The sequence below is a fragment of the Nocardia canadensis genome (assembly GCF_032656385.1).
Taxonomy (GTDB): Bacteria; Actinomycetota; Actinomycetes; order Mycobacteriales; family Mycobacteriaceae; genus Nocardia; species Nocardia canadensis.
The window spans coordinates 1,555,126-1,576,379 of sequence record NZ_JAVCWB010000008.1 but is presented as its reverse complement, the minus strand read 5'-3'; the positions used below and the strand labels follow the sequence as shown (position 1 = coordinate 1,576,379).

Here is a 21,254-nt window from a genome sequence, read left to right as displayed (position 1 = left end):
GGTGACCGATTCTCCCGCGCGGGCCAACGAGTTGGCGCAGTTCGCCAGCGAAATCTCTTTCGATCTCGACCCTTTCCAGCGGACCGCCTGCGCGGCGCTGGAGGACGGGCACAGCGTGCTCGTGTGCGCCCCGACCGGCGCGGGCAAGACGATCGTCGGTGAGTTCGCGGTCCATCTCGCGCTGGCCTCGGGCGGCAAATGCTTCTACACCACGCCGATCAAGGCGCTGTCGAACCAGAAGTTCGCCGACCTGACCGCGCGCTACGGCCGCGACAGCGTCGGCCTGCTCACCGGGGACCAGTCGATCAACCCCGACGCGCCCGTGGTCGTGATGACCACCGAGGTGCTGCGCAACATGCTCTACGCGTCCTCGGATTCGCTGCGGGGACTGTCCTATGTCGTGATGGACGAGGTGCACTACCTGGCCGACCGGTTCCGCGGCGCGGTGTGGGAGGAAGTCATCCTGCACCTGTCGGCGGACGTGCGCCTGGTGAGCCTGTCGGCGACGGTGTCCAACGCCGAGGAGTTCGGCGCGTGGATGGAGACCGTGCGCGGTGACACCGCCGTGGTGGTCGACGAGACCAGGCCGGTGCCGCTGTGGCAGCACGTGATGGTCGGCCGGCGGATGTTCGACCTGTTCGACACCAAGTCCAGCGACCAGAAGGTGCTGGTCGACGAGGACCTGGTGCGGTTCATCCGCCAGCGCGAGGCCGCCGACCGGATGCAGGGCTACGGCGGTCCGCGCGGGCGCGGTGGTCGCGGCAACTTCCGCCCGCTGCCGCGTCCGGAGGTGCTGGCTCGCCTCGACGAGGAAGGCCTGCTGCCGGCGATCACCTTCATCTTCAGTCGCGCGGGCTGCGACGGCGCGCTGGCCCAGTGCCTGCGCGCCCGCCTCGACCTGAGCAGGCCCGACGACGCCGCCCACATCGACGAGATCATCGAGAAGCACACCGGCGACCTGCCCAAGGGCGACCTCGAGGTGCTCGGCTACTGGGAATGGCGCGAGGCGCTGCACCGCGGTCTGGCCGCCCATCACGCCGGCATGCTGCCCGCGTTCCGGCACACCGTCGAGGAGCTGTTCGTCAAGGGCCTGGTGCGGGCCGTGTTCGCCACCGAGACGCTGGCGCTCGGCATCAACATGCCCGCGCGGACCGTCGTGCTCGAGCGCCTGGTGAAGTTCAACGGTGAATCGCACGCCGAACTGACGCCGGGGGAATACACCCAGCTCACCGGTCGGGCGGGCAGGCGCGGCATCGACGTCGAAGGCCACGCGGTGGTGCTGTGGCAGCCCGAGGTCGACACCAGCGCGGTCGCGGGCCTGGCCTCCACCCGCACCTATCCGCTGCGCAGTTCCTTCCGCCCCGGGTACAACATGTCGATCAATCTGATCGACCGGATGGGCGCGCAGGAGGCGCGAGCGCTGCTCGAGCGGTCCTTCGCCCAGTTCCAGGCCGACCGGTCGGTCGTCGGGCTGGTGCGCGGCATCGAACGCAACCAGGGCGCGATGCGCAAACTGGAGAGCCAGCTCGGTGGCGTCGACGGCGGGTTCATGGAGTACATGTCGCTGCGCGAGCGGATCAAGCAGCGCGAGCGCGAGATCCAGCAGCAGGGTCGCGCCGATCGACGCGGTGCCGCCGTCAAGGCCCTGATCGAACTGCGCCGCGGTGACGTGGTGGCGATTCCGTCGGGCAGGCGGGCCGGGCTCGCGGTGATCCTGGAACCCGACCAGACTCCCGGCGACCCGCGTCCGCTGGTACTCACCGAGGACCACTGGGCGGGCCGGGTCTCGGCGGCGGACTTCCCCGTGCCCGCCGAAGCGCTCGGGCACATGCGGTTGCCACGGCGCGTCGATCACCGCACCGCGCGCATCCGCCGCGATCTGGCCTCGGCGCTGCGCAGCACCGGGATCTCCGCGCCGGGCAGGCGCAGGCGCAACGATCACACGCGCGGCGGCGAGGACCGTGAACTGTCCACGCTGCGCCGCAGCCTGCGCTCGCACCCGGCGCACAACCGGCCCGACCGCGAACAGCTCAGCCGCACCGGCGAGCGCTACGCCCGGCTGGCGCGCGAGACCGAGTCGATGCGCCAGAAGGTTGCCGCGACGACGAATTCGCTGGCGCGCACCTTCGACCGGATCGTCGGGCTGCTCGAGGAACGGGGGTTCGTCGAGCACGGCGAGGTGACCGCCGACGGCAGGCGGCTGGCCCGGATCTACGCCGAGAGCGATCTGGTGGTCGCCGAGGTGTTGCGTCAGGGGCTGTGGCGCGGGCTGGGTCCGGCCGAACTCGCGGCCGTGGTCTCCACGCTGGTCTACGAGTCGCGCCAGGAAGGCGGGTTCCTCACCGCGTCCGGCCCGACCGAACCGATCCGCCGGGCGGTCGGCGCGACCATCGAGGTGTGGACCCAGCTGCGCTCCGACGAGGCGCGGCACAAGCTGCCGCCGACCCGCGAACCCGACCTCGGTTTCGTCACTGGCGTGTACAAGTGGGCTCGCGGCGACGCATTGGCCGAGGCGTTGCTGGCCAGCGGCGATCAGGGCACGCCGCTGTCGGCGGGCGATTTCGTGCGCTGGTGCAGGCAGGTCATCGACCTGCTCGACCAGATCCACAACACCGCCGACGACCCCGAGGTCGCGGCCACCGCCGCCAAGGCGGTCCGTGCCGTTCGGCGGGGTGTCGTTGCGGTGGACGCCGCGTAGTGGATATGTCTGTGATTTGATTTCTTGGCGTACCGACCGTGATGGCGGAGTCGTGCGAAAGCGGCTGGCCTGGCGCGGGGGGCTACCGTATGTACAACGATGCGAGTGGAGGCGAGTGGATGAGCGGCCCGTACGGACCGAATGGCCCAGGGGAGGGAAGCAACGATCCCACCCAGCACTGGGGAGGTCAGCAGGGGGCCGGTGGCGCCGGTCCCACCCAGCACTGGGGTGGTGGGCAGCAGCCGCAGCAGGCCCAGCCCACCCAGCACTGGGGTGACCCGAACGCGCAGCAGCCGCAGCCGCAGTGGGGTCAGCAGCCGCAGCAGCCTGCCCAGCAGCCGCAGTGGGGACAGCAGCCGCAGCAGCCGACCGGCCCGCAGCAGCAGTGGGGGCAGACCCAGCCGCCGCCGCAGGACTGGAACGCCCAGGGCGCCAACGCCGGGCAGCAGTGGGGTCAGCAGCCGCAGCAGCAGTGGGGACAGCAGCCGCAGCAGCCCGGTCAGCAGCAGTGGGGCCAGCAGCCCCCGTCGTCCGGCGGCAAGGGCAAGGGCCTGGTGATCGGTCTGATCGCGGCGGGCGTGCTGGTGCTCGCCGCCGTCGTCGGTCTGCTCCTGGTCGTGTTCTCCTCCGACGAACTCGACTCCGCCGCCGTGCAGGACGGCGTCTCGCGCGTGCTGAAGGACTCCTACGGCATCGCCGACGTTTCCGACGTGTCGTGCCCCTCGGGTCAGGAGGTGAAGGTCGACGCGACCTTCACCTGCGATCTGAAGGTCAGCGGTGAGGCGAAGAAGGTCACCGTCAAGATCACCAAGGACGACGGCACCTACGAGGTCGGTCGCCCGAACTAGGCTGCCGCACCAACGATGTCCGGGCCGTCCGCGGGTACGCGGGCGGCCCGGCGTCGTGTCAGCGGTGGGCCGCCGTCAGCGCGGTGACGAGCCGGGTGATCGGGCTCTCGGCGTTGTAGGCGCTCGCCAGGGCGAGCAGCCGATCGGGGTCGGCCGGGGTCGCGGGCAGCGTGTCGGGCCCGGACAGGATCACCTCGGCATCGCGCACCACCTGCACGACCGGCGCGGCGACCTTCAGGTAGTCCTGGGCCGCAACCAGTTTCGCCCGCACCCCCTTGGCGAGGTCGGATCCGGGATCGTCGACCGCGGCCAGCAGGGCGTCGAGCGAACCGAACTTCGAGATCAGCTGCGCGGCGGATTTGTCGCCGATGCCGGCGACACCGGGCAGTCCGTCGGAGGCGTCGCCGCGCAGGGTCGCCATGTCGGCGTAGGCGGGTCCCGCGTTCTGTTCCGGCACACCGTATTTCGCCGACACCTCGACGGGGCCGAACAGTTCGGCCTTGGCCAGGCCGCGGCCCGCGTAGAGGACTCGCACCGGCGGCGCGGGCTCGTCGCGGACCAGCTGCAGCAGATCGCGGTCACCGCTGACGACGACCACCGGATCGGTGCGTTCCCGGCTGGCCAGCGTGCCGAGCACGTCGTCGGCTTCGAGCCCCTCGGCCCCGCCGGTGGCGATCCCGGCGGCCGCGAGCACCTCGAGGATCATCTCGACCTGTGGGGTGAGCGTGTCGGGCACCTCCTCGGCGCCCGGTGCCGCGCCGGAGCTGGTGTCGAGCCGGTGCGCCTTGTACGACGGCACCAGCGCCACCCGGAACGGCGGCCGCCAGTCCAGGTCGAGCCCGACCACCAGCCTGCTCGGCCGGTGCTTGGTGATCAGCGAAGCCACCATGTCGGTGAATCCGCGCAGCGCGTTCACCGAGCGTCCGTCGTCGGCCCTGAGCTTGTCGGGGATCGCGTAGTAGGCGCGGAACCACAGGCTGGCGCCGTCGAGGATCAGGAGGGGCCCACGGGAGGTCTGGTCAGCGGTCACGGGGTCGATTGTGCCCCGAAAGCTCCGTCCGGCGCCCGCCGCGCGGCACGCGCGTCCGGTGCCCGGGAGATCACGCCGTCCTGGGCCCGTGCGCCCGCGGCGGGTAACGTCGGACCCTATGAGCGCGCACACGGATGCCAGGTTCGCGGCGAATGTCTACGGTCAGCGGCTGGAGCGGGCGGTCGAACTGATGCGCGCGGCGCATCTGGACGCCCTGCTCATCACCCCGGGTCCCGATCTGCGGTACCTCATCGGATCGGCCGCCGAATCCTTCGAACGGCTCACCTGCCTGGTGATTCCCGCCGACGGTTCGACGCCGTCGGTGGTGATCCCGAAACTCGAGCTGGCCTCGCTCGACGGCTCGGCCGCCGGTGAGCTCGGTCTGCAGATCCTGGACTGGGTCGACGGCGTCGACCCGTATCAGCTGGTGCGCTCGACCCTGCACGCCGGCTCGCGCATCGCCGTCGCCGACGCCATGCCCGCGTTGCACCTGATCCCGCTCGCGGAATCGACCACCGGCCTGCCCGCCTCGGCGACGCCCGTGCTGCGGCAGTCGCGGATGATCAAGGACGAGGCCGAGATCGAGGCGCTGCGCCGGGCGGGCGCCGCCATCGACCGGGTGCACGCCAGGATGGGCGAATTCCTGCGTCCCGGCCGGACCGAGGTCGAGGTGGGTGCCGACATCGCCGCCGCCATCGTCGAGGAGGGCCATACCGAGGCGGCGTTCGTCATCGTCGGCAGCGGCCCGCACGGCGCCGACCCGCACCACGGCGTCTCCGACCGGGTGATCGAGGCCGGGGACGTCGTCGTCATCGATATCGGCGGCCCCGTCGAACCCGGCTACTTCTCCGACTCCACCCGCACCTACGTGCTCGGGTCGCCGAGCAAGCAGGTCGCCGAGCAGATGGCGCTGCTCGAGGCCGCCCAGGCCGCCGCGGTGGCCGCGGTACGCCCGGGGGTGACCGCGGAGTCCATCGACGCGGCCGCGCGCACCGTGCTGGCCGACGCGGGCCTGGGCGACGCCTTCGTGCACCGCACCGGCCACGGCATCGGCCTGTCGGTGCACGAGGAGCCCTACATCGTGGCGGGCAACGACCTGGTGCTCGAGCCGGGCATGGCGTTCAGCATCGAACCCGGCATCTACTTCCGCGGGAAGTGGGGCGCCCGGATCGAGGACATCGTGGTCGTCACCGCCGACGGCGCCGAGTCGATGAACAACCGCCCGCACGGTCTGACCGTCCTGTAGGCGGCGCGGGCTACTTCAGGGTGCTCGACGACAGCACCCGGCGCACCTGGATCGCCACCACGACACGGGTCGGGTTCTCCCGTGGCACCCGGTAGCGGGCGGTGTAGCGGCGCACGGCCTCGGCCACGTCGTCGGCCTCGGTGAGCACGGTCGCCGGTCCTTCGAGGGTGAGCCAGCGCGGCCCCTCGACCTGACTCACCGCCGCGTATCCGCCCCGTGCGGCGTTGCGCGCCTTCACCGACGCGCCGTCGGTGATCACTCGCGCGATCCCGCTGTCGGGATCCCAGGTGAAGCCCACCGCGACCACGTGCGGGGTGCCGTCGGCGCGCAGGGTCGTCAGGGTGGCCAGGTGCCGCTCGGTGACGAAGTCGAGGGCGGCGGGGGAGAGCTGTGTCGTGGCGGTCGGCATGGGGGAAACGGTAGTCGGGGCGATCGGCGTCGCGCCGCACGGGTTTGGGCTCCGGCCACCCGATGTCCCGCCTCGGCGGCGGATGACAGACTGAGCCCATGGGAACGCAGCAGAACGAGGGACCCGTGCTGGTCCTGGGCGGGCGCAGTGAGATCGGCGTCGAGGTGGCGCGCCGACTGGCGCCCGGACGGGTGGTGATCCTGGCCGCCCGCCGGTCCGGCGCGCTGGACGCCGAGATCGAGCAGGTACGCGCGGCCGGCGCGACCGCCGTGCACACCGTGGAATTCGACGCCGACGACACCGCCACGCACGCCCCGCTGCTGGAGAAGATCGCCGCCGAGCACGGCGGCATCGGCACGGCCGTGGTGGCTTTCGGCGTGCTCGGCGATCAGGCACGCGCCGAACAGGATCCGGCGCACGCGGTCGCGGTCGTGCACACCGACTACGTCGCCCAGGTCAGCATCCTGACCACGCTCGCGACGCTGCTGCGGGCCCAGGACGCCGGGCAGATCGTGGTGTTCAGCTCCATCGCCGGAGTGCGGGTGCGCCGCGCCAACTACGTCTACGGCTCGGCCAAAGCGGGACTCGACGGCTTCGCGAGCGGGCTCGGTGACGCCCTGCACGGCACCGGCGTCCAGCTGCTGCTGGTCCGGTCCGGCTTCGTGATCGGCCGGATGACCACCGGCATGGAACCCGCGCCGATGGCCAGCACCCCCGGTCAGGTCGCCGACGCCGTCGTGCGTGCCCTGGGCAAGGGCAAGACCTCCGTGGCGGTGCCCGGCAGGCTCGCGGTGATGTTCTTCGTGATGCGGTTGATGCCGCGGTTCGTGTGGCGCCGGATGCCGCGGTGACCGAGTCGGCCTGGGCGGGTTCCCCGATCGTCGTCCTCGGCATCGGCGCCGACGGCTGGTCCGGGCTCGGTGAGCCGGCGCGCACCGCCATCGCCGCGTGCGAGGTCGTCTTCGGTTCGCCGCGTCAGCTGGCCCTGCTCCCGCCGGGCGACGCCGAAGCGGTGCCGTGGCCGAGTCCGCTGCTGCCCGCCCTGCCGGAGTTGTTCGCGCGCAACGCCGATCGGCGCATCGGCGTGCTCGCCAGCGGCGACCCCATGTTCTACGGCATCGGTGTCACCCTGGCCCGCCGCTTCGGCGCGCGGTCGCTGCGGGTGTTTCCGCAGCCGTCCTCGGCGTCGCTGGCGTGTGCCCGGCTGGGCTGGCCGCTGGCCGAGGTCCCCGTGGTGAGCGTGGTTGCCCGGCCGTTGCCCACGGTGCTGCCCGAACTGGCCGAGGGCCGCAGAGTGCTGGTGCTCAGCGAGGACGAGTCCACGCCGCCGCTGCTGGCGCGGTTGTTGCGCGACAACGGGTTCGGCGCGTCCACGCTCACCGTGCTCGAACAGCTGGGCGGGCCCGCCGAACGGGTGGTCACCGGCACCGCGGCACGCTGGGCCCATCCGCACGGCGACCCGCTCAACGTCGTCGCGATCGACTGCGTCGCCGAGCCCGGCGGCCGTCGGGACACCCGCCTGCCCGGCCTGCTCGACTCCGCCTTCAGCGGCGACGGTCAGCTCACCAAAGCCGAGGTCCGGGCCCTGACGGTCACCGCGCTGGCCCCGGCGCCCGGCGAGACGCTGTGGGATGTCGGCGGTGGCTCCGGCAGCATCGCGATCGAATGGTGTCGCACCCATCCGCTGTGCCGGGCCGTCACCTTCGAACGGCTCCCCGCGCGCCGCGAACAGATCGCGGTGAATGCCGCCGCGCTCGGCGTTCCCGGAATAACGGTCGGGGGCGAGGTGCGCTCGGAGTTTGCCCAGCGGGAATTACCGGCACCGGACGCGATATTTCTCGGCGGCGGGCTCACCCAGGACGGCGTGTTCGAGCAGTGCTGGCAGCGGCTGCGTCCGGGCGGTCGCCTGGTCGCCAACGCGGTCACCGCGGAATCGGAAGCGCAGCTGCTGGACTGGACCGCCACCCACGGCGGCGCCCTGCGGAAATTCCAGATCTACCGGGGTGAACCGCTCGGTGGGTTCACCGCGTGGCGGCCGCACCTCCCGGTCGCCCAGTGGATCGTCACAAAACCCGCTGGTTAGCGGCGCGCGACCCGGAATTTCCGATCACGGACAAATCACGCGCAGATCACGGTGACGGCGTTCACGCAGGGTCCCGACGCCCTGAAAGTTACGAACCGAAGGTGTAAGAAGCGTGCCTCGGGGGTAGGGTCGTGGCCGTTCCGGGTAAATCCCGCCGGTTCTCTTTTTTCATGATGGGAAGTGACATGAAGTACGCGAAGTTCACCGCACCCGCGCGCCCGTTGCTGGTCGAGGCGGGTTCGGCCGATGTCTGCGGGCAGTTCTGAGGGTCCTGATCCTCGGCGGCACGGGCGAGGCCCGGGAGCTGGCGCGGATCGCGTCCGGTGAACGGGGACTCGATATCGTGTCCTCCCTCGCCGGGCGGGTCGCCCAGCCGCGGTTGCCCGTCGGTCCGGTGCGCATAGGTGGGTTCGGTGGTGTCGAGGGCCTCCGAACCTGGCTACGCGAGAACGCGATCGACGCCGTCGTGGACGCGACCCATCCCTTCGCGGCGCAGGTCAGCTCGCATGCGGCGACCGCGGCGGACGATCTCGGCATCCCCGCGCTGCACCTGCGGCGCCCCGAATGGGTGCAGCGTCGCGGTGACCTGTGGACGCGGGTGCCCGATCTGAGGTCGGCCGCCGCCGCGCTGGCCGAGCACGGCGAACAGGTGCTGCTCACCATCGGCAGGCAGGGCGTCGGCGCCTTCGCCGGCTGCGGGCGGCACCGGTTCGTCATCCGCTCGATCGACGCACCCGCGGCACCACTGCCCCCGCGCTACGAATTGCTGCTGGCCCGGGGGCCGTTCACCTTCGACGACGAACTGGTGCTGATGTCCCGGCACCGGATCGATGTGCTGGTCACCAAGAACAGCGGTGGCGAGCAGACCGAGGCGAAGATCTTCGCGGCCCGCACGGCGGGCCTGCCGGTGGTGATGATCGACCGGCCGCCGCTGCCCGCGGGCGCGGTGACGGTGGAGGAGGTCGGCGCCGCCGTGGACTGGCTGCACGACGCCGCGTCACCTCGGGTGCGCTGAGCCGCTCACTGCGGTCGCGGCCCGGTGAAGATGTGCGGGAGCTGGTCGAACCAGTGCAGGACCGCCCGTTCGTAGGCGATGCCGAATTCGAGGGTGGCGCGCTGGTGCGGGGCGAGCGCGGTGGGGTCCTCGTCGAGGTAGCGGTCGAGCCGATCCTGGTGGATGTTCTTGTTGGCGGCGATGATCCGATCGCGATGCGCCGGCTCGAGATGTTCGCCGAAGGACAGCGTGAGCAGCAGCGGCACCCGGATCGTCTCGGCGCCGGGATCGCGGGCGATCCATTCGGCGAAGGCCTCGCGGCCGGTGTCGGTGATCCGGTAGGGCGTGCGTTCCCTGGCGCCGCGTTCGCCCTTGGTCACCAGGCCGGCGGCGTCCATGGTGGTCAGCTCGCGGTAGACCTGACTCTGGGTGATCGTCCAGAAGTCGCCGATCCGTTGCTGGGCCTGGGTCGCGAGGTCCCAGCCCGACATCGGGCCTTCGTGCAGGAACCCCAGTAGCGAGGCCGCGGTGGAGTTCAGCGGGCGGCGTCGAGTCGCGGTATCGGTCAACGGTCAACTCCCTTCGAACGACATTCCTAAGTGGAATGTTACGCCTGGGTGCGCTGTCCACCAAGACCGCAGGTGTTGCGGTGTGTTCGCCGGTGCGGCGGTGACCCGGTCGACCGTCGTGCGGGTCACCGCCGCGCGGCTCGATCAGCGCGAGGCGAGGGTGACGGTGTCGCCGTCGCCGAGCTGGTACTGCGCGAGCGAGGTGCCGTCGACGAGCTCGACGTCACCGTCGATCAGCAGTCGCTGCTGCTCTACGGGGATGCCGGTCTGCTCCTCGACGAGCACCTTCAGGGTGTCGACGGGCGCCGCCGCGTCGACGGTGACCGCGAAACCGGCCCCGTCGGCGTTCGTGACCGCCAGCGTGAGCGACTCCGCGATCGGTGCCGCGGGCGCGCCGGGCAGACCGGGCGAGGCGGGCGCAGCAGGGGCCGCGGGCGCTCCCGATACCCCGGGAGCCGAGGATTCACCCGGTGCCGCGGATTCGCCCGGTGTCGCGGGGGCGCCGGGTGTCGCGGGTGCGCTGGGAGGCGGTGGTGCGGGCTGTGCCGACGCGATGGCGGGGACGACCAGGGCCGCGACCGGCGCGGCCAGTACCACCGCGGTCAGTCCGGTCGCCACCGCGTGGCGTAAGGAAGTGGTGCGAGGTGCGTGGTGCTGAACTCTCATCGTGGTGAGTCCTTTCATCGTCCGCGAGGACGCGTTGGGGAATCGAACCAGGAAACGAGATGTCACGCTTGTGCCATGGCGGGACGGGCCCGCCGCACCCCAGTGTGCCACCGCACACCCGGGATCCGGCTGACCTCGCGGGTGTCCTCGTGGCGGGCGGCCGTGCTAGACGGTCGTGCCGTAGCGCCGGGAGGTGAACACGCGGGTGCCCTCCCTGGTCTGGAACGCGGCGGTGGTCGACGAGCCGATGATCAGCAGCGTCCGCATGTCGACCTCGTCGGGATCGAGCTCGCCGAGGGTGATCACCCGGACCGATTCGGTCGGCCCGCCGACATCGCGCCCGAGCACCACCGGCGTCTCCGGCGCCCGGTGCGCCAGCAGCACATCGCGCATGGCGCCCACCTGCCAGCGGCGTTGCGAGGAGGCCGGGTTGTAGATGGCGATCGCCATATCGGCGGCCGCGACGGCCGAAAGACGCTGGGCGACAACGTCCCACGGCTTGAGGCGATCGGAGAGCGAGATCATCGCGTAGTCGTGCCCGAGCGGCGCGCCCACCCGGCTCGCGACGGCATTGGCCGCGGTCAGGCCGGGCAGGACCCGCACCGGCACCTGCTCGAACTGCGGCTCGGCCGACACCTCGAGGACCGCGGCGGCCATCGCGAACACCCCGGGATCGCCCGAGGACACGACCGCGACCCTGGCGCCCCGCTTGGCCAGATCCAGCGCCATGGCGGCCCGTTCGGATTCGACCTTGTTGTCGCTGGCGTGCCTGCGCTGACCCGGCCGCACGGGCACGCGGTCGATGTAGGTGGTGTAGCCGACGAGGTCGGTCGCTTCGGCCAGTGCGGTGGTGACCTCCGGTGTCGTCCACGCGGTGTCGCCGGGGCCGAGCCCGACCACGACGACCTCGCCCGCCGTCGCGGGAGCGGCCGGGGTGGCCTGGGTGGCGCGCGCGGCCTTGTCGCGGGCGACGATCGGCGTCGTCGGTGCCGGACCGGGCACCAGGGTGATCGCGAAGTAGGGCACGTCGGCCGCGTCGACGTCGGCGGCGGCCATCACCCGTTCGCGGGTGCTGCTGGCCCGCTCCACGTAGTAGGCGTCGTCGAGTCGGCCGGAGTCCGACAGTGCCTGGCGCACACCGGGATAGGTGCGGCCGAGCTTCATGATCGCGGCGGCGTCGGTATCGCGCAGCCGGCGGGTGAGCTCCTCGACCGGCATCGTGCCCGGGAGCACGGTGAGCACCTGCTCGCCTTCGACCAACGGGGTGCCCAGCGCCGCCGACGCCGCGCTGACCGAGGTGATGCCGGGGACGATCTCGGCCTCGAACCGGTCGGCCAGCCGGCGATGCATGTGCATGTAGGAGCTGTAGAACAGTGGGTCACCGGCGGCCAGCAGGGCCACGGAGCGCCCGGCGGCCAGGTGCACGGCGAGCCGGGCGGCGGCCTGCTCGTAGAACTCGTCGATCGCGCCCTGATAGCCGCCGGGATGGTCGGTGGTCTCGGTGGTCACCGGGTAGACCAGGTGCTCCTCGATCTGGCCCGGGCGCAGGTAGGGCTCCGCGATCCCGCGCGAGATGCTGCGACCGTGCCGGGCGCTGTGGAAGGCCACCACATCGGCGGCGGTGATCAGGCGGGCCGCCTTCACCGTCACCAGTTCGGGATCGCCGGGGCCCAGGCCGATGCCCCACAGTTTGCCGGTGCTGATCTCGCTCATTCCTGTTCGCTCGCGATCGCGTTGAGGGCCGAGGCGGTGATCGCGCTGCCACCGCGACGGCCACGTACGGTGAGGTATTCGATCCCGCCGAAGTCGATGAGCGCCTGCTTGGATTCGGCGGCGCCGATGAAGCCGACCGGGATGCCGATGATCGCGGCGGGCGTCGGCGCGCCCGCGTCGAGCATGTCGAGCAGGTGGAACAGCGCGGTGGGGGCGTTGCCGATGGCGACCACGGCGCCGTCGAGCTGATCGCGCAGCAGTTCCAGCGCGGCCACCGACCGGGTGTTGCCCAGCTCGGCGGCGAGCGCGGGCACCCGTGGGTCGGTGAGGTTGCACAGCACCGCGTTGTCGGCGGGCAGGCGCTTGCGGGTGACGCCCGAGGCGACCATGTTCGCGTCGCAGATGATCGGCTTGCCCGCGTGCAGCGCGGCGCGCGCGGCGGCGACCACGCCGGGCGAGTAGGCGATGTCGGCGGCCAGATCGACCTGCCCGCAGCCGTGGATCATGCGCACCGCGACCCGCTCGACATCGGCGGGGAAACCGGCCAGGTCGGCTTCGGCGCGGATCGTCGCGAACGAGCGCCGATAGATCTCGGCCCCGTCGGTGAGGTAGCTGGTACGCACATCGGACATGCGGACAACCCTAGAACCTGTGTCCGACCGCCTTTCCGTCGCGGTGCTTCAGGTGCGCGGCCGCTCGAGGATGCGGGACATCACCAGCGAGCTGCGGGTGCGGCCGACGCGCGCGTTCTCCCTGATCCGCTCGACCGTCACCTCGATCTCGGCCATGTCGGTGGCCATCACGTGCACCAGCGCGTCGGCCTCGCCCGCGATCGTCCACACCCCGACGACCTGCGGTATCGGTTCCAGGGTGCGGCGCAGCTCGGCGGGGGAGATGTTGTCGCGGTAGTAGACCTCCACGTACGCCTCGGTCGTCCAGCCCAGCGCGGCCGGATTCACCTGCGCGGTGAACCCGGTGATCTGCCCGCTGGCGACCATCTTGTCCACCCGCCGCTTCACCGCCGGGGCCGACAGCCCGACCACCGCGCCGATCTCCTGGAACGAGGCGCGCGCGTGGGTGAGCAGCACTGACAGGATGCGCCGATCGATATCGTCCACGTCACTCCTTCGCCGGCGAAACACAAGATTTCTCCATTCTGGCATCGAAATGCGCAACGAATCGGTGTTCCCCGTGCAACGCGCGCACATTTACCTTCGTAGGAACTATCGATCCGCGCAGCCACCGGGAGTCCTGATGACCGCCGCAGCCCCTCTTCGCGCCACCCCGTCCGCGCGGGTCGCCCCGGCGCCCGCGCGGGTCGCCACCCCGCGCCGCTATGTCATGTGCAGGCCCGACCACTTCGCGGTCGCCTACGCGATCAATCCGTGGATGGATCCCGCCGCGCCCGTGGACCGCGCCCGCGCGCTGGCCCAGTGGGAGATTCTGCGGGCGGTGCTCGAGGACCACGGGCACACCGTGGAGACCGTGCCCGGCGAGCCCGGCCTGCCCGACATGGTGTTCGCCGCCAACAGCGGGATCGTGATCGGCGGGCACGCGCTCTCGGCCCGCTTCGCCCACCCCGAACGGGCCGCCGAGGGCCCGGCGTTCCATCGCTGGTTCGCGGCCAGGGAACTGCGCGCGCTCGCGCCCGCGGCCGAGACCAACGAGGGCGAGGGCGATTTCGCCTTCGCCGGCCGGCGGATCCTGGCCGGGGTCGGCTTCCGCTGCTCGCTGTCCGCGCACGCCGAGGTCGAGCGGTACTTCGAGTTGCCGGTGGTGTCGCTGGAACTCGTCGATCCGCGCTTCTATCACCTCGACACCGCGCTGATGGTGCTCGACGACTCGACCATCGCCTACTACCCGGGCGCGTTCGGTCCGGCCGCCCGCGACGTGCTGGCCGCGCTCTACCCGGACGCGATCCTGGCCGAGGAGAACGACGCGCTCTCGTTCGGCCTCAACGGCGTCAGCGACGGTCACCACGTCTTCCTCGACCCGGGCGCCACCGGTCTCATCGCGGCCCTCCGGGAACGGGGTTTCGCGCCGGTGCCGGTCGACCTGTCCGAACTGCGCAAGGGCGGCGGCGGCGTGAAGTGCTGTGTGCTGGAGCTGCACACCCGCCGCGACACGACCGCCGGGTAGCCGGGACCGGGCGCGCACCGGCCACATACTGTCCGGGTGGCACACCCGGAGGAGACCACGGCGGAACGGCGCGCCAGCTGGACCGTACTGTTCTTCGATCTCGTCGCCGTCGCGGGGATCGGCCAGCTCACGCACCTGCTGCACCGGGGTCCCTCGCTGAGCGAGTTCGGCCTGTACGTGCTGCTCTCGCTCGCGTTCTGGGTGGTGTGGGCCTGTGTCACCGTGTACAGCAACGTCGCGGGCGAGCAGGCGCGCACCGCGCTGGTGTTCGGTTGCATGTTCGGCCTGTGCGTGATGATGGCCTCGGTCGACGGGATGCCCGACCAGCACGCGAACGTCTTCGCCGCGATCTACGTGTTGGTCCGGATCGCGTCGTCCTCGGAGTGGGGACGCGGCCAGGTGGTGGTGGACTGGCCGATCGCGCAGATCGGCTCCGGGACGTTGCCGTGGGTGCTCTCGCTGTGGGTGCCCGCGCCGTGGAAGTTCGTGCTGTGGGGTGTCGGCCTCGCGATCGACCTGTGGGTGATGTTCACCGTCGACGCCGAACGCTTGATGCTCGAGACGCAGCGACGGGTGCGCGCCCGAGTGCGCCGTCGTCGTCCGGGCGCGCCCCGGCCGCCGCGTCGTCGGTTGCCGCGCCTGCAGATGCTGCACGCGGATCCGGGGCATCTGGGCGAGCGCCTCGGTCAATACCTGATCATCGTGCTCGGTGAGGGCGTGATCTCGGTGATCGCGGCGGTGGCGGTGGAGGAGTGGACCGTGCCGGTCGCGGTGATCGGGGTCTGCGCCTTTCTGTGCCTGCTCGGCATGTGGGGCCTGACGCTGCACTACGGGTTCGTGCCGCGGATGATGGACGCCTCGACCGCCACCATCGACGTGACCCGGCATCGGGTGATGGCCACCCACTGCGCGCTGAGCGTGGCGGTGGCCACCGTCGCGGCCGGGCTCGGGCTGGTGGCCGCGCATCCGTCCGGGCACCTGCCCGCGGGCATCGGCTGGGTCCTCGGCGGCGGCGCCGCGGCGTTCTTCCTGGTCTGCGGTCTGGGCGGGCTCGCCAGCGCGGGCCCCCGCTGGTTGCTGCGCTGGCCGCTGCCGTGCCTGCTGGCCGCGCTGGTGCTGGCCTGGGCCGCACCGCACCTCGGCGGAATGTGGCTGGTGGTCGGGGTGATGGTCACGCTGACGGGGGCGGTGGTGTCGGAGACTGTGCGCGCGCGTCGCCCGATTCGCGCGTAGCGCCTCCGTGCGCCGGTGCGGATCGCCGCAAAGGCGCACGGACGGCGCTGGTGATCACTCGAATTCGGTGCCACCGTCGCGCAGCAGGTACGCGTCGGAGACGATCTTGCCGATCGCCCGCCCGCCGAGCACCGGCGACTGCCGCTCGGTCGCGGGCCGGACCACCAAGCCCTCCCGGATGTTGGCGCCCAGACCGCTGACGGTCTCGCTGCCCTCGGCGAGCGCGAGCAGGGTCGCCGCGTCGTAGGGGCCTTCGTAGAGGACCGGCACCCGTGGCACGGTGAGCCCGAGTTCGCCCAGCAGCGTGCCGATCTCGTGATGGTCGAGCCAGCGGACCGGCTCGCCGCCCCGCTCCACCGCGACATCGAACAACCCGTAGCCCAGCGAGCCGTCGTGCGCGGCCGAGGCGCCGTAGTGCAGGTCCTGCACGCCCGCGCCGTAGACCTCGCCGAACAGCCCGACCCGGTCGGCGTCGAGCGTGGTCGCCAGCTTCCTGGCGGCCTCGTCGAGGCCGTGCGCGCGGATCGCCCGCCAGTACAGGTTGCCCTCGGACGGCGTGAGCGACAGCGACTTCCCGCCGACGCCCTTGGAAGACACCAGGATCCGGTCCTCGGCCCGCACGAACGTGAGCAGGCACGCGGTGCCGTGGATCTTCTCCGTGGCCACCACCGGTTCCCCCGTGGTGAAGATGGTGGGGAACCGCTTGATGTTCTCGACATCGATCCACCGCAGCAGCTCCGGCGCCGCCTCGACCTGACCGTCCATCGAGACCGGTACCGGCGGCACCCACTTGGTGATCCCCAGCGCGTCGGCGAAGTCGGTGCCCGCCACGGCGGCCGCCGCCAGATCGACACCCGCGAGCGCCTCCGGCGTGCACACGATGCCCTGCGACACCTCGCCCCGCAGTCGCACCGCCTTCACCCGATTGCGCTGCGGCCCCGCCAGTTTGCCGGTCAGCCCGAGCTCGGCGACGAGCGCCTCGGGCAGTACGGCCTGCTCCGGGATGTAGATCGCGTGCGCGCCGGTCGTGAACTGACCCTTGGCCACGACGGCCCGGTACAGGCCGACCTGGGCCAGCTCGAGCCGGTCGGCGTTCGGATGCGCGTGGACGATCAGTTGTTCGGCCGTCACCTGCAGTGTGGACATGGAAACCCCCTCGTTGCGAGGTGATCAGCGTACGAGCCCCGCGCACCGGGGTCGACCGAATTTCGGTGTGGGCGAACGTCAGTGGGTGTCGACCCGGTAGCCGTCGGGGGTGGCGACGACGTCGGTGACCGGTCCGCTCGGCCGGCCGCAGCGGCGCTCACAACCGGACCAGTGCTGACGGCCCGCCACCGTGAGGTCCTCGGCGGGAACCACGACATGGGTGGATTCCTGGGCGCCGGGCCGGACCCGATCGCTGTCGACGGCGGCCGCGAGATCGGCGCGCACATCGGTGAGCGACTTCGCGCAGCCGGGCCGCCCCGCGCACGCGCTGACCCGCAGCCACGGTGACTGCGCGTCGAAGATCAGCCCCATCGGCGCGAGCACCCGGACGACGGTCTCGGCGGGCCCCTCGCCGAGGTCGGTGATCACCAGGCTGCGCCACGGCGTCACGAAGACGGGCCGTTCGACGGCGGCGAGGAACTCCGCGGTCCGCGCGGGTAACGTGCCGAGCGGCACTCCGGCGCCGAGGCTGACCAGGCCGTCGTCCTGGTCCAGCCAGCCGATCGGGATATCGTGTGCCGCACCGAGTTCCAGCGGCGCGCCGGCGGGGGAGCGGTCCAGCGTCTCGGCGACCCGCTCGGCGCCGCCGGGGATCTCGTGCAGTCGCCACTGGCCGTCGTCGCCGCAGCCGCGCAGGTCGAGGAAACCGCGCGCCGCGTCGAGCATCACCTCGACCGCCTCGCTCGCGCTCACCCGTAGCCCGGTGTCGGCGCCCGCGAGAACGACGGCGAACTCGTCGGCGGCGACGGCCTGGATGCCGATGTCGCCGCGCAGGGTGCTCACATCGCCGCGGCCGTCGTCGAGGGTGAACAGCACCCGGCCGGGCAGCTCGGCCAGCCGGGGGTCAGCCTGGAGTCCGGTGTCCAGGCCGACGGCGAGGTCGTGCACGTCCGCCCAGCCGCCGATCCGGCCCGACAGCGGCGAGGCCACGATATTGCGGACCCGTTCATGCGTGCGGCTGGGCAGCAGACCCGCCGCGCCGAGCCGATCGGCGAGGGCGGCGGGGTCCCCGACCCGGCGCAGCTGGATATTGCCGCGCGAGGTGAGTTCCAGGGCGCCGTTGCCCAGCTCGCGGGCCGCGTCGGCGAGGGCTTGCAGCTGCTGCGGCGCCAGCCGGCCGCCGGGGACGCGGATCCGCGCCAGCGGCCCGTCGGCGGCCTGGTGCAGGCGCAGGACACCGGGGCAGGAATCGGGGGTGCTCCTGGTCATGATCCGTCCAGCCTACGACCGCCGACCCGCGCGCCGCCGTCAGGCATTGCCGACCGGCGTCGCCTAGGGTGGTCGGGGAATCGTTCGCCAGTCGTTCGCCGACAGGAGAGGTCACCGCATGTTGCGTGAATTCGTGGACAAGCGTGTAGTTCCCGCGCTCGACAAGGTCGCGCACGCGCAGACGGGCACGGTCGGCCGCTACGTCGACTGGCTCGAGCGCAGGCATCCGCAGGACGCGCCGGTGGAGACATTGCGGCGGTTGTCGCGGCAGTACCTCGTCGTCGTCACCACCAGCGGGGTGCTGGTGGGTCTCACCGCCGCCGTGCCCGGGGTGGGCACTGTGCTGAGCCTGGCCGCGACCGGTGTCGACACGGCCGTGTTCCTCGAGGCGTCGTCGGTGCTGTCGGTCGGCGCGGCCGCGGCCTACGACCTCGACCCCGCCGATCCGCGGCGCGAGCACCTGGTGTCGAAGGTCGTCCTCGGTGAGGCGGGCACGAAGGTGCTCGACGAGACCGCCGGGCACAAGACCGGCCAATGGCTCTCGGTGGTCACCGATCACATCCCGGGCTTGGCGAGCATGCCCGACTCGCCGGCCAAGCGGTTCATCGTCAACTATCTCGTCAAACGCACCCTGCTGCTGTTCGGCACCCTCATCCCGGCCGGTATCGGCGCGGTCATCGGCGGCGTCGGCAACAACGCCCTCGGCCAGATGGTGGTCGCCAACGTCTACCGCAACCTCGGCACCGGTTCCCCGGAGATGGTCGCCGCGGGCACCACCCGCGACTGATCGCTTGACCTTCGACCTGCTCGAACCCCGATGATGACCGGGTGCCCGAATCCGATGACCTGCTCACCATCGGCGCCTTCGCCCGTGCCTGTGGCCTGAGCACCAGCGCCCTGCGCTTCTACGCCGACGCCGGTGTCCTCGTCCCCGCCGTGGTCGACGAGTCGACCGGCTACCGCTACTACGCCCCCGGCCAAACCGGCCCGGCCCGGCTGATCCGTCGGCTGCGGGCCGCCGACATGCCGCTCCCCGCGATCGTCGCCGTCCTCGCCGAACCCGACCCCGCCCGCGTCGCCGACCTGGTGGACGACCACCTGGCCGACCTGGACCGCCGGCTCCGCGCGGTCAACGCGGCCGCCGACGCGGCGCGGGCGGCGGTCCGGGCGGGCACGAGCCCCAGCCAGGTCACCCGGCCCCTGCCCGACCCGACGCCTACTCCAGGCCCCGCCCTGTCGAACGGCGGCGATGCGGTGCGCGGCTCCGCGCCGGCTGACGACGACACAGTGCCGCAGCCGGGCGGGGACGACAGCATCCGGATACGTGGTCCGGTGCTCGCGGCCGCCATCGATCAGATCGCCGCCGCGACGATCACCGACCCGAACCTGCCGGTGCTCAACACCCTTCACCTCGAGGCGGCCGCCCAGGAGCTGATCCTCACCGCCACCGACCGGTACCGTCTGGCCACCCGCACCCTGCGCGCCGTGCGCCCGTCCACGGTCGACTGGTCGGCCACCGTCGACGCCGATGATCTCCGCGCGGCCACCTCCTGGCTGCGCCGGGAGCACACGGTGACGATCCGCCCGGAGATCACCCACGTCGTCATCGCTGCCGCTGACCCGGCCCTGCGCGCGGTGGTGCCCGAGCCCCGGGTATCCGGCGGCGATCGTCGGCCGGAGATGTGGGCAACCGCTGATCCCTCCGGCGAGCGGGCGAACGGTCGCCGACCGGGGGAGCCTGGGAACGTCGCCGACGAGCACGGCGACAGCGGCGAACGCGCGGCGAGTGGTCCTGATCGACGCCGATGCCGCCGGTCGACCGAGGAATTCCCCGACTACCGGGGGATGCTGGCAGCGCTACCCGCTGTCACCACACGGGTGGTGCTGAGCAGGACGGCACTGCTGGAGACGCTCGAGCGGACCACCTCGTCCACCCTCACGCTGCACATCGATCCGACGGGCGAGGTGCGGACCGCGAACAGCGAGGACCCCCGGCCGCTGCCCGCGACCGTCACCGGACCGGGCCTGACGATCCATTTCGCGGTGACCACCCTGTACCCCGCCGTCGCCGCCGCGGTCGGACCCGACGTGATGCTCGATCTCACCGCCCCCGACCTCCCCGCCCGACTCCGCTCCGCCGACGACGGCGACCAGCTCACCCTCACCATGCCGTGCCGCCCGGTCGCCGACGATGCGCCGATCCGGTGATCACCGCCGAGTCATCCATCGACCCCTCGGGCCCGGCGGCACACGACGTAGTGCCCGGCCGTCGACGACGTGGCGGAGATCCTTCGGGAACACCTGCTTTGCTGCTCCGCGTCCGCAGACAGCGGCGACCAGCTCACCGTGGTCGTCCCATGCCGCCCGGTCGCGGACGACTTCACCCCCCGGTGACCACGGCCGGTCCGGCTCACTGTGCTCTGCCGGTCGGCACAGGCGACGTCGTGCCGGGCCGCCCGGGGACGTGGCGGCGGTCCCGCCGAGCGACATCCGACCGACTACTCCCCATCCGCTCCGCCGACCACGGCGACCGCTCCCACCCCACCCACTACGACCGTCGAGGAGACTCCGATGACCACCACCGATCCGATCATGGCCCGAATCACCCAGGGCGTAAAGGACTTTCGCCTCGGGGACCCCGAAGGAGCACGAACCGCGCTACTCGACGTCTGGACCGACATCGGCCCCGTGGGCGACCCGCTGCACCGCTGCACCCTCACCCACTACCTCGCCGACACCTGCGACGACCCGGCCGAAGCGCTCGTCTGGGACGTCCGCGCGCTCGATGCCGCCGACGCCCTCACCGACCTGCGCCTGCAAGCCCATCACGCGGACCTGAACGTGGCCGGCTTCTATCCCTCCCTGCACCTCGATCTCGCCGACAACTTCCGTCGGCTCGGCTCCTTCCCGGCCGCCGCCCGCCACCTCGACGCGGCTCGGGAACGCCTGGACACCCTCCCCGACGACGCCTACGGTGCCACGATCCGCGCCGCCGTCACCGAGGTCGGTGACGCGATCGCCGCCAACGACACCACCCGCCGTCCGACCCACTGACACTGATCGCCGCCGTGGAGCGCGGGCTGGAAAGTTGCGGTCGACGGGCGGCCAGTACCATCGGGATGCTCGGCGGGCGTCGAGGAAACCGGTGGAAATCCGGTGCGGTCGCGCCACTGTGAACAGCCAGACCCTCTCCGGCGAGCACGACAACCGA

20 protein-coding genes and 1 riboswitch are annotated in these 21,254 nt (G+C 71.8%); of the genes, 11 read left to right on the top strand and 9 right to left on the bottom strand.

Annotated features, from left to right (window positions below):
- Position 1 precedes the first annotated feature (1 nt).
- Entirely contained in the window at positions 2-2,698 is a 2,697-nt protein-coding gene (locus tag Q7X29_RS21150; protein ID WP_218718302.1) for a DEAD/DEAH box helicase, read from the top strand.
- A gap of 119 nt (positions 2,699-2,817) precedes the next feature.
- Positions 2,818-3,546, top strand: coding sequence for a DUF4333 domain-containing protein (locus Q7X29_RS21145; protein WP_218718301.1), 729 nt, complete (start codon positions 2,818-2,820; stop codon positions 3,544-3,546).
- Positions 3,547-3,604: 58 nt separating this feature from the next.
- Here Q7X29_RS21145 and Q7X29_RS21140 read toward each other — a convergent pair whose 3' ends face one another.
- Positions 3,605-4,576, bottom strand: a complete 972-nt coding sequence (locus tag Q7X29_RS21140) for a 5'-3' exonuclease (protein ID WP_316575160.1) — start codon at positions 4,574-4,576, stop codon at positions 3,605-3,607.
- 118 nt (positions 4,577-4,694) lie between these two features.
- Between Q7X29_RS21140 and Q7X29_RS21135 the strand changes: the two genes are divergently transcribed.
- A complete protein-coding gene (locus Q7X29_RS21135; RefSeq protein WP_316575159.1) occupies positions 4,695-5,822 on the top strand; it encodes a M24 family metallopeptidase in 1,128 nt (375 codons plus the stop codon).
- Between the two features lie 10 nt (positions 5,823-5,832).
- Here the strand turns inward: Q7X29_RS21135 and Q7X29_RS21130 are convergent, their stop codons facing one another.
- Entirely contained in the window at positions 5,833-6,231 is a 399-nt protein-coding gene (locus tag Q7X29_RS21130; RefSeq protein WP_218718298.1) for a TIGR03618 family F420-dependent PPOX class oxidoreductase, read from the bottom strand.
- A gap of 98 nt (positions 6,232-6,329) precedes the next feature.
- On the opposite strand from Q7X29_RS21130, the gene Q7X29_RS21125 reads away from it, so the two are divergent.
- The 3 genes from Q7X29_RS21125 to Q7X29_RS21115 all read left to right on the top strand — a co-directional run bounded on the left by Q7X29_RS21125 (position 6,330) and on the right by Q7X29_RS21115 (position 9,329).
- Entirely contained in the window at positions 6,330-7,082 is a 753-nt protein-coding gene (locus Q7X29_RS21125; RefSeq protein WP_218718297.1) for an SDR family NAD(P)-dependent oxidoreductase, read from the top strand.
- Complete coding sequence (gene cbiE, locus Q7X29_RS21120) at positions 7,061-8,314, top strand: precorrin-6y C5,15-methyltransferase (decarboxylating) subunit CbiE (RefSeq protein ID WP_316575158.1); 1,254 nt, start codon at positions 7,061-7,063, stop codon at positions 8,312-8,314. Before Q7X29_RS21125 ends, cbiE begins: the two co-directional genes overlap by 22 nt.
- A 262-nt stretch (positions 8,315-8,576) precedes the next feature.
- Entirely contained in the window at positions 8,577-9,329 is a 753-nt protein-coding gene (locus tag Q7X29_RS21115) for a cobalt-precorrin-6A reductase (protein WP_374104856.1), read from the top strand.
- A gap of 5 nt (positions 9,330-9,334) precedes the next feature.
- Here the strand turns inward: Q7X29_RS21115 and Q7X29_RS21110 are convergent, their stop codons facing one another.
- From Q7X29_RS21110 to Q7X29_RS21090, 5 genes are all read right to left on the bottom strand, one after another.
- Positions 9,335-9,877: a PadR family transcriptional regulator gene (locus Q7X29_RS21110; RefSeq protein ID WP_218718295.1), complete on the bottom strand. Its 543-nt coding sequence runs from the start codon at positions 9,875-9,877 to the stop codon at positions 9,335-9,337.
- A 144-nt stretch (positions 9,878-10,021) separates the two neighbouring features.
- On the bottom strand, positions 10,022-10,543 hold the full coding sequence (locus Q7X29_RS21105) for a ubiquitin-like domain-containing protein (protein ID WP_316575157.1): 522 nt from the start codon (positions 10,541-10,543) through the stop codon (positions 10,022-10,024).
- 165 nt (positions 10,544-10,708) lie between these two features.
- Positions 10,709-12,256 (bottom strand): precorrin-2 C(20)-methyltransferase, encoded by a 1,548-nt coding sequence (locus Q7X29_RS21100; RefSeq protein WP_316575156.1) that lies wholly within the window; start codon positions 12,254-12,256, stop codon positions 10,709-10,711.
- Complete coding sequence (locus Q7X29_RS21095; RefSeq protein ID WP_218718292.1) at positions 12,253-12,888, bottom strand: precorrin-8X methylmutase; 636 nt, start codon at positions 12,886-12,888, stop codon at positions 12,253-12,255. Before Q7X29_RS21095 ends, Q7X29_RS21100 begins: the two co-directional genes overlap by 4 nt.
- 48 nt (positions 12,889-12,936) lie before the next feature.
- Positions 12,937-13,374 carry an Lrp/AsnC family transcriptional regulator gene (locus Q7X29_RS21090; protein WP_218718291.1) on the bottom strand — a complete coding sequence of 146 codons (438 nt, stop codon included), beginning with the start codon at positions 13,372-13,374 and terminating at the stop codon, positions 12,937-12,939.
- A 136-nt stretch (positions 13,375-13,510) separates the two neighbouring features.
- Between Q7X29_RS21090 and ddaH the strand changes: the two genes are divergently transcribed.
- Both ddaH and Q7X29_RS21080 read left to right on the top strand, forming a co-directional pair.
- The gene (gene ddaH / locus Q7X29_RS21085; protein ID WP_316575155.1) at positions 13,511-14,395 is read left to right on the top strand and encodes a dimethylargininase; all 885 of its coding nucleotides are present in this window, start codon (positions 13,511-13,513) and stop codon (positions 14,393-14,395) included.
- A gap of 36 nt (positions 14,396-14,431) precedes the next feature.
- Entirely contained in the window at positions 14,432-15,628 is a 1,197-nt protein-coding gene (locus tag Q7X29_RS21080) for a low temperature requirement protein A (RefSeq protein ID WP_316575154.1), read from the top strand.
- A 54-nt stretch (positions 15,629-15,682) separates the two neighbouring features.
- Here the strand turns inward: Q7X29_RS21080 and Q7X29_RS21075 are convergent, their stop codons facing one another.
- Entirely contained in the window at positions 15,683-16,774 is a 1,092-nt protein-coding gene (locus Q7X29_RS21075) for an RNA ligase (ATP) (protein ID WP_316575153.1), read from the bottom strand.
- Positions 16,775-16,852: 78 nt separating this feature from the next.
- Positions 16,853-18,043 carry a precorrin-3B synthase gene (gene cobG, locus Q7X29_RS21070; RefSeq protein ID WP_316575152.1) on the bottom strand — a complete coding sequence of 397 codons (1,191 nt, stop codon included), beginning with the start codon at positions 18,041-18,043 and terminating at the stop codon, positions 16,853-16,855.
- A gap of 118 nt (positions 18,044-18,161) precedes the next feature.
- Between cobG and Q7X29_RS21065 the strand changes: the two genes are divergently transcribed.
- The 3 genes from Q7X29_RS21065 (at position 18,162) to Q7X29_RS21055 (ending at position 21,097) form a co-directional block, all read left to right on the top strand.
- Entirely contained in the window at positions 18,162-18,830 is a 669-nt protein-coding gene (locus Q7X29_RS21065) for a hypothetical protein (protein ID WP_316575151.1), read from the top strand.
- Positions 18,831-18,871: 41 nt separating this feature from the next.
- Complete coding sequence (locus Q7X29_RS21060) at positions 18,872-20,251, top strand: DNA polymerase III subunit beta family protein (RefSeq protein WP_316575150.1); 1,380 nt, start codon at positions 18,872-18,874, stop codon at positions 20,249-20,251.
- A 363-nt stretch (positions 20,252-20,614) separates the two neighbouring features.
- Entirely contained in the window at positions 20,615-21,097 is a 483-nt protein-coding gene (locus tag Q7X29_RS21055; RefSeq protein ID WP_316575149.1) for a hypothetical protein, read from the top strand.
- A 27-nt stretch (positions 21,098-21,124) separates the two neighbouring features.
- Positions 21,125-21,253, top strand: a riboswitch (cobalamin riboswitch).
- The last annotated feature ends 1 nt before the right edge of the window (position 21,254 follow it).

Coding starts and splice junctions, on each gene's coding strand:
- Q7X29_RS21145 (WP_218718301.1), top strand. CDS start 2,818: ATGAGCGGCCCGTACGGACCGAATGGCCCAGGGGAGGGAAGCAACGAT.
- Q7X29_RS21135 (WP_316575159.1), top strand. CDS start 4,695: ATGAGCGCGCACACGGATGCCAGGTTCGCGGCGAATGTCTACGGTCAG.
- Q7X29_RS21130 (WP_218718298.1), bottom strand. CDS start 6,231: ATGCCGACCGCCACGACACAGCTCTCCCCCGCCGCCCTCGACTTCGTC.
- Q7X29_RS21125 (WP_218718297.1), top strand. CDS start 6,330: ATGGGAACGCAGCAGAACGAGGGACCCGTGCTGGTCCTGGGCGGGCGC.
- Q7X29_RS21105 (WP_316575157.1), bottom strand. CDS start 10,543: ATGAGAGTTCAGCACCACGCACCTCGCACCACTTCCTTACGCCACGCG.
- Q7X29_RS21100 (WP_316575156.1), bottom strand. CDS start 12,256: ATGAGCGAGATCAGCACCGGCAAACTGTGGGGCATCGGCCTGGGCCCC.
- Q7X29_RS21095 (WP_218718292.1), bottom strand. CDS start 12,888: ATGTCCGATGTGCGTACCAGCTACCTCACCGACGGGGCCGAGATCTAT.
- ddaH (WP_316575155.1), top strand. CDS start 13,511: ATGACCGCCGCAGCCCCTCTTCGCGCCACCCCGTCCGCGCGGGTCGCC.
- Q7X29_RS21075 (WP_316575153.1), bottom strand. CDS start 16,774: ATGTCCACACTGCAGGTGACGGCCGAACAACTGATCGTCCACGCGCAT.
- cobG (WP_316575152.1), bottom strand. CDS start 18,043: ATGACCAGGAGCACCCCCGATTCCTGCCCCGGTGTCCTGCGCCTGCAC.
- Q7X29_RS21065 (WP_316575151.1), top strand. CDS start 18,162: ATGTTGCGTGAATTCGTGGACAAGCGTGTAGTTCCCGCGCTCGACAAG.
- Q7X29_RS21055 (WP_316575149.1), top strand. CDS start 20,615: ATGACCACCACCGATCCGATCATGGCCCGAATCACCCAGGGCGTAAAG.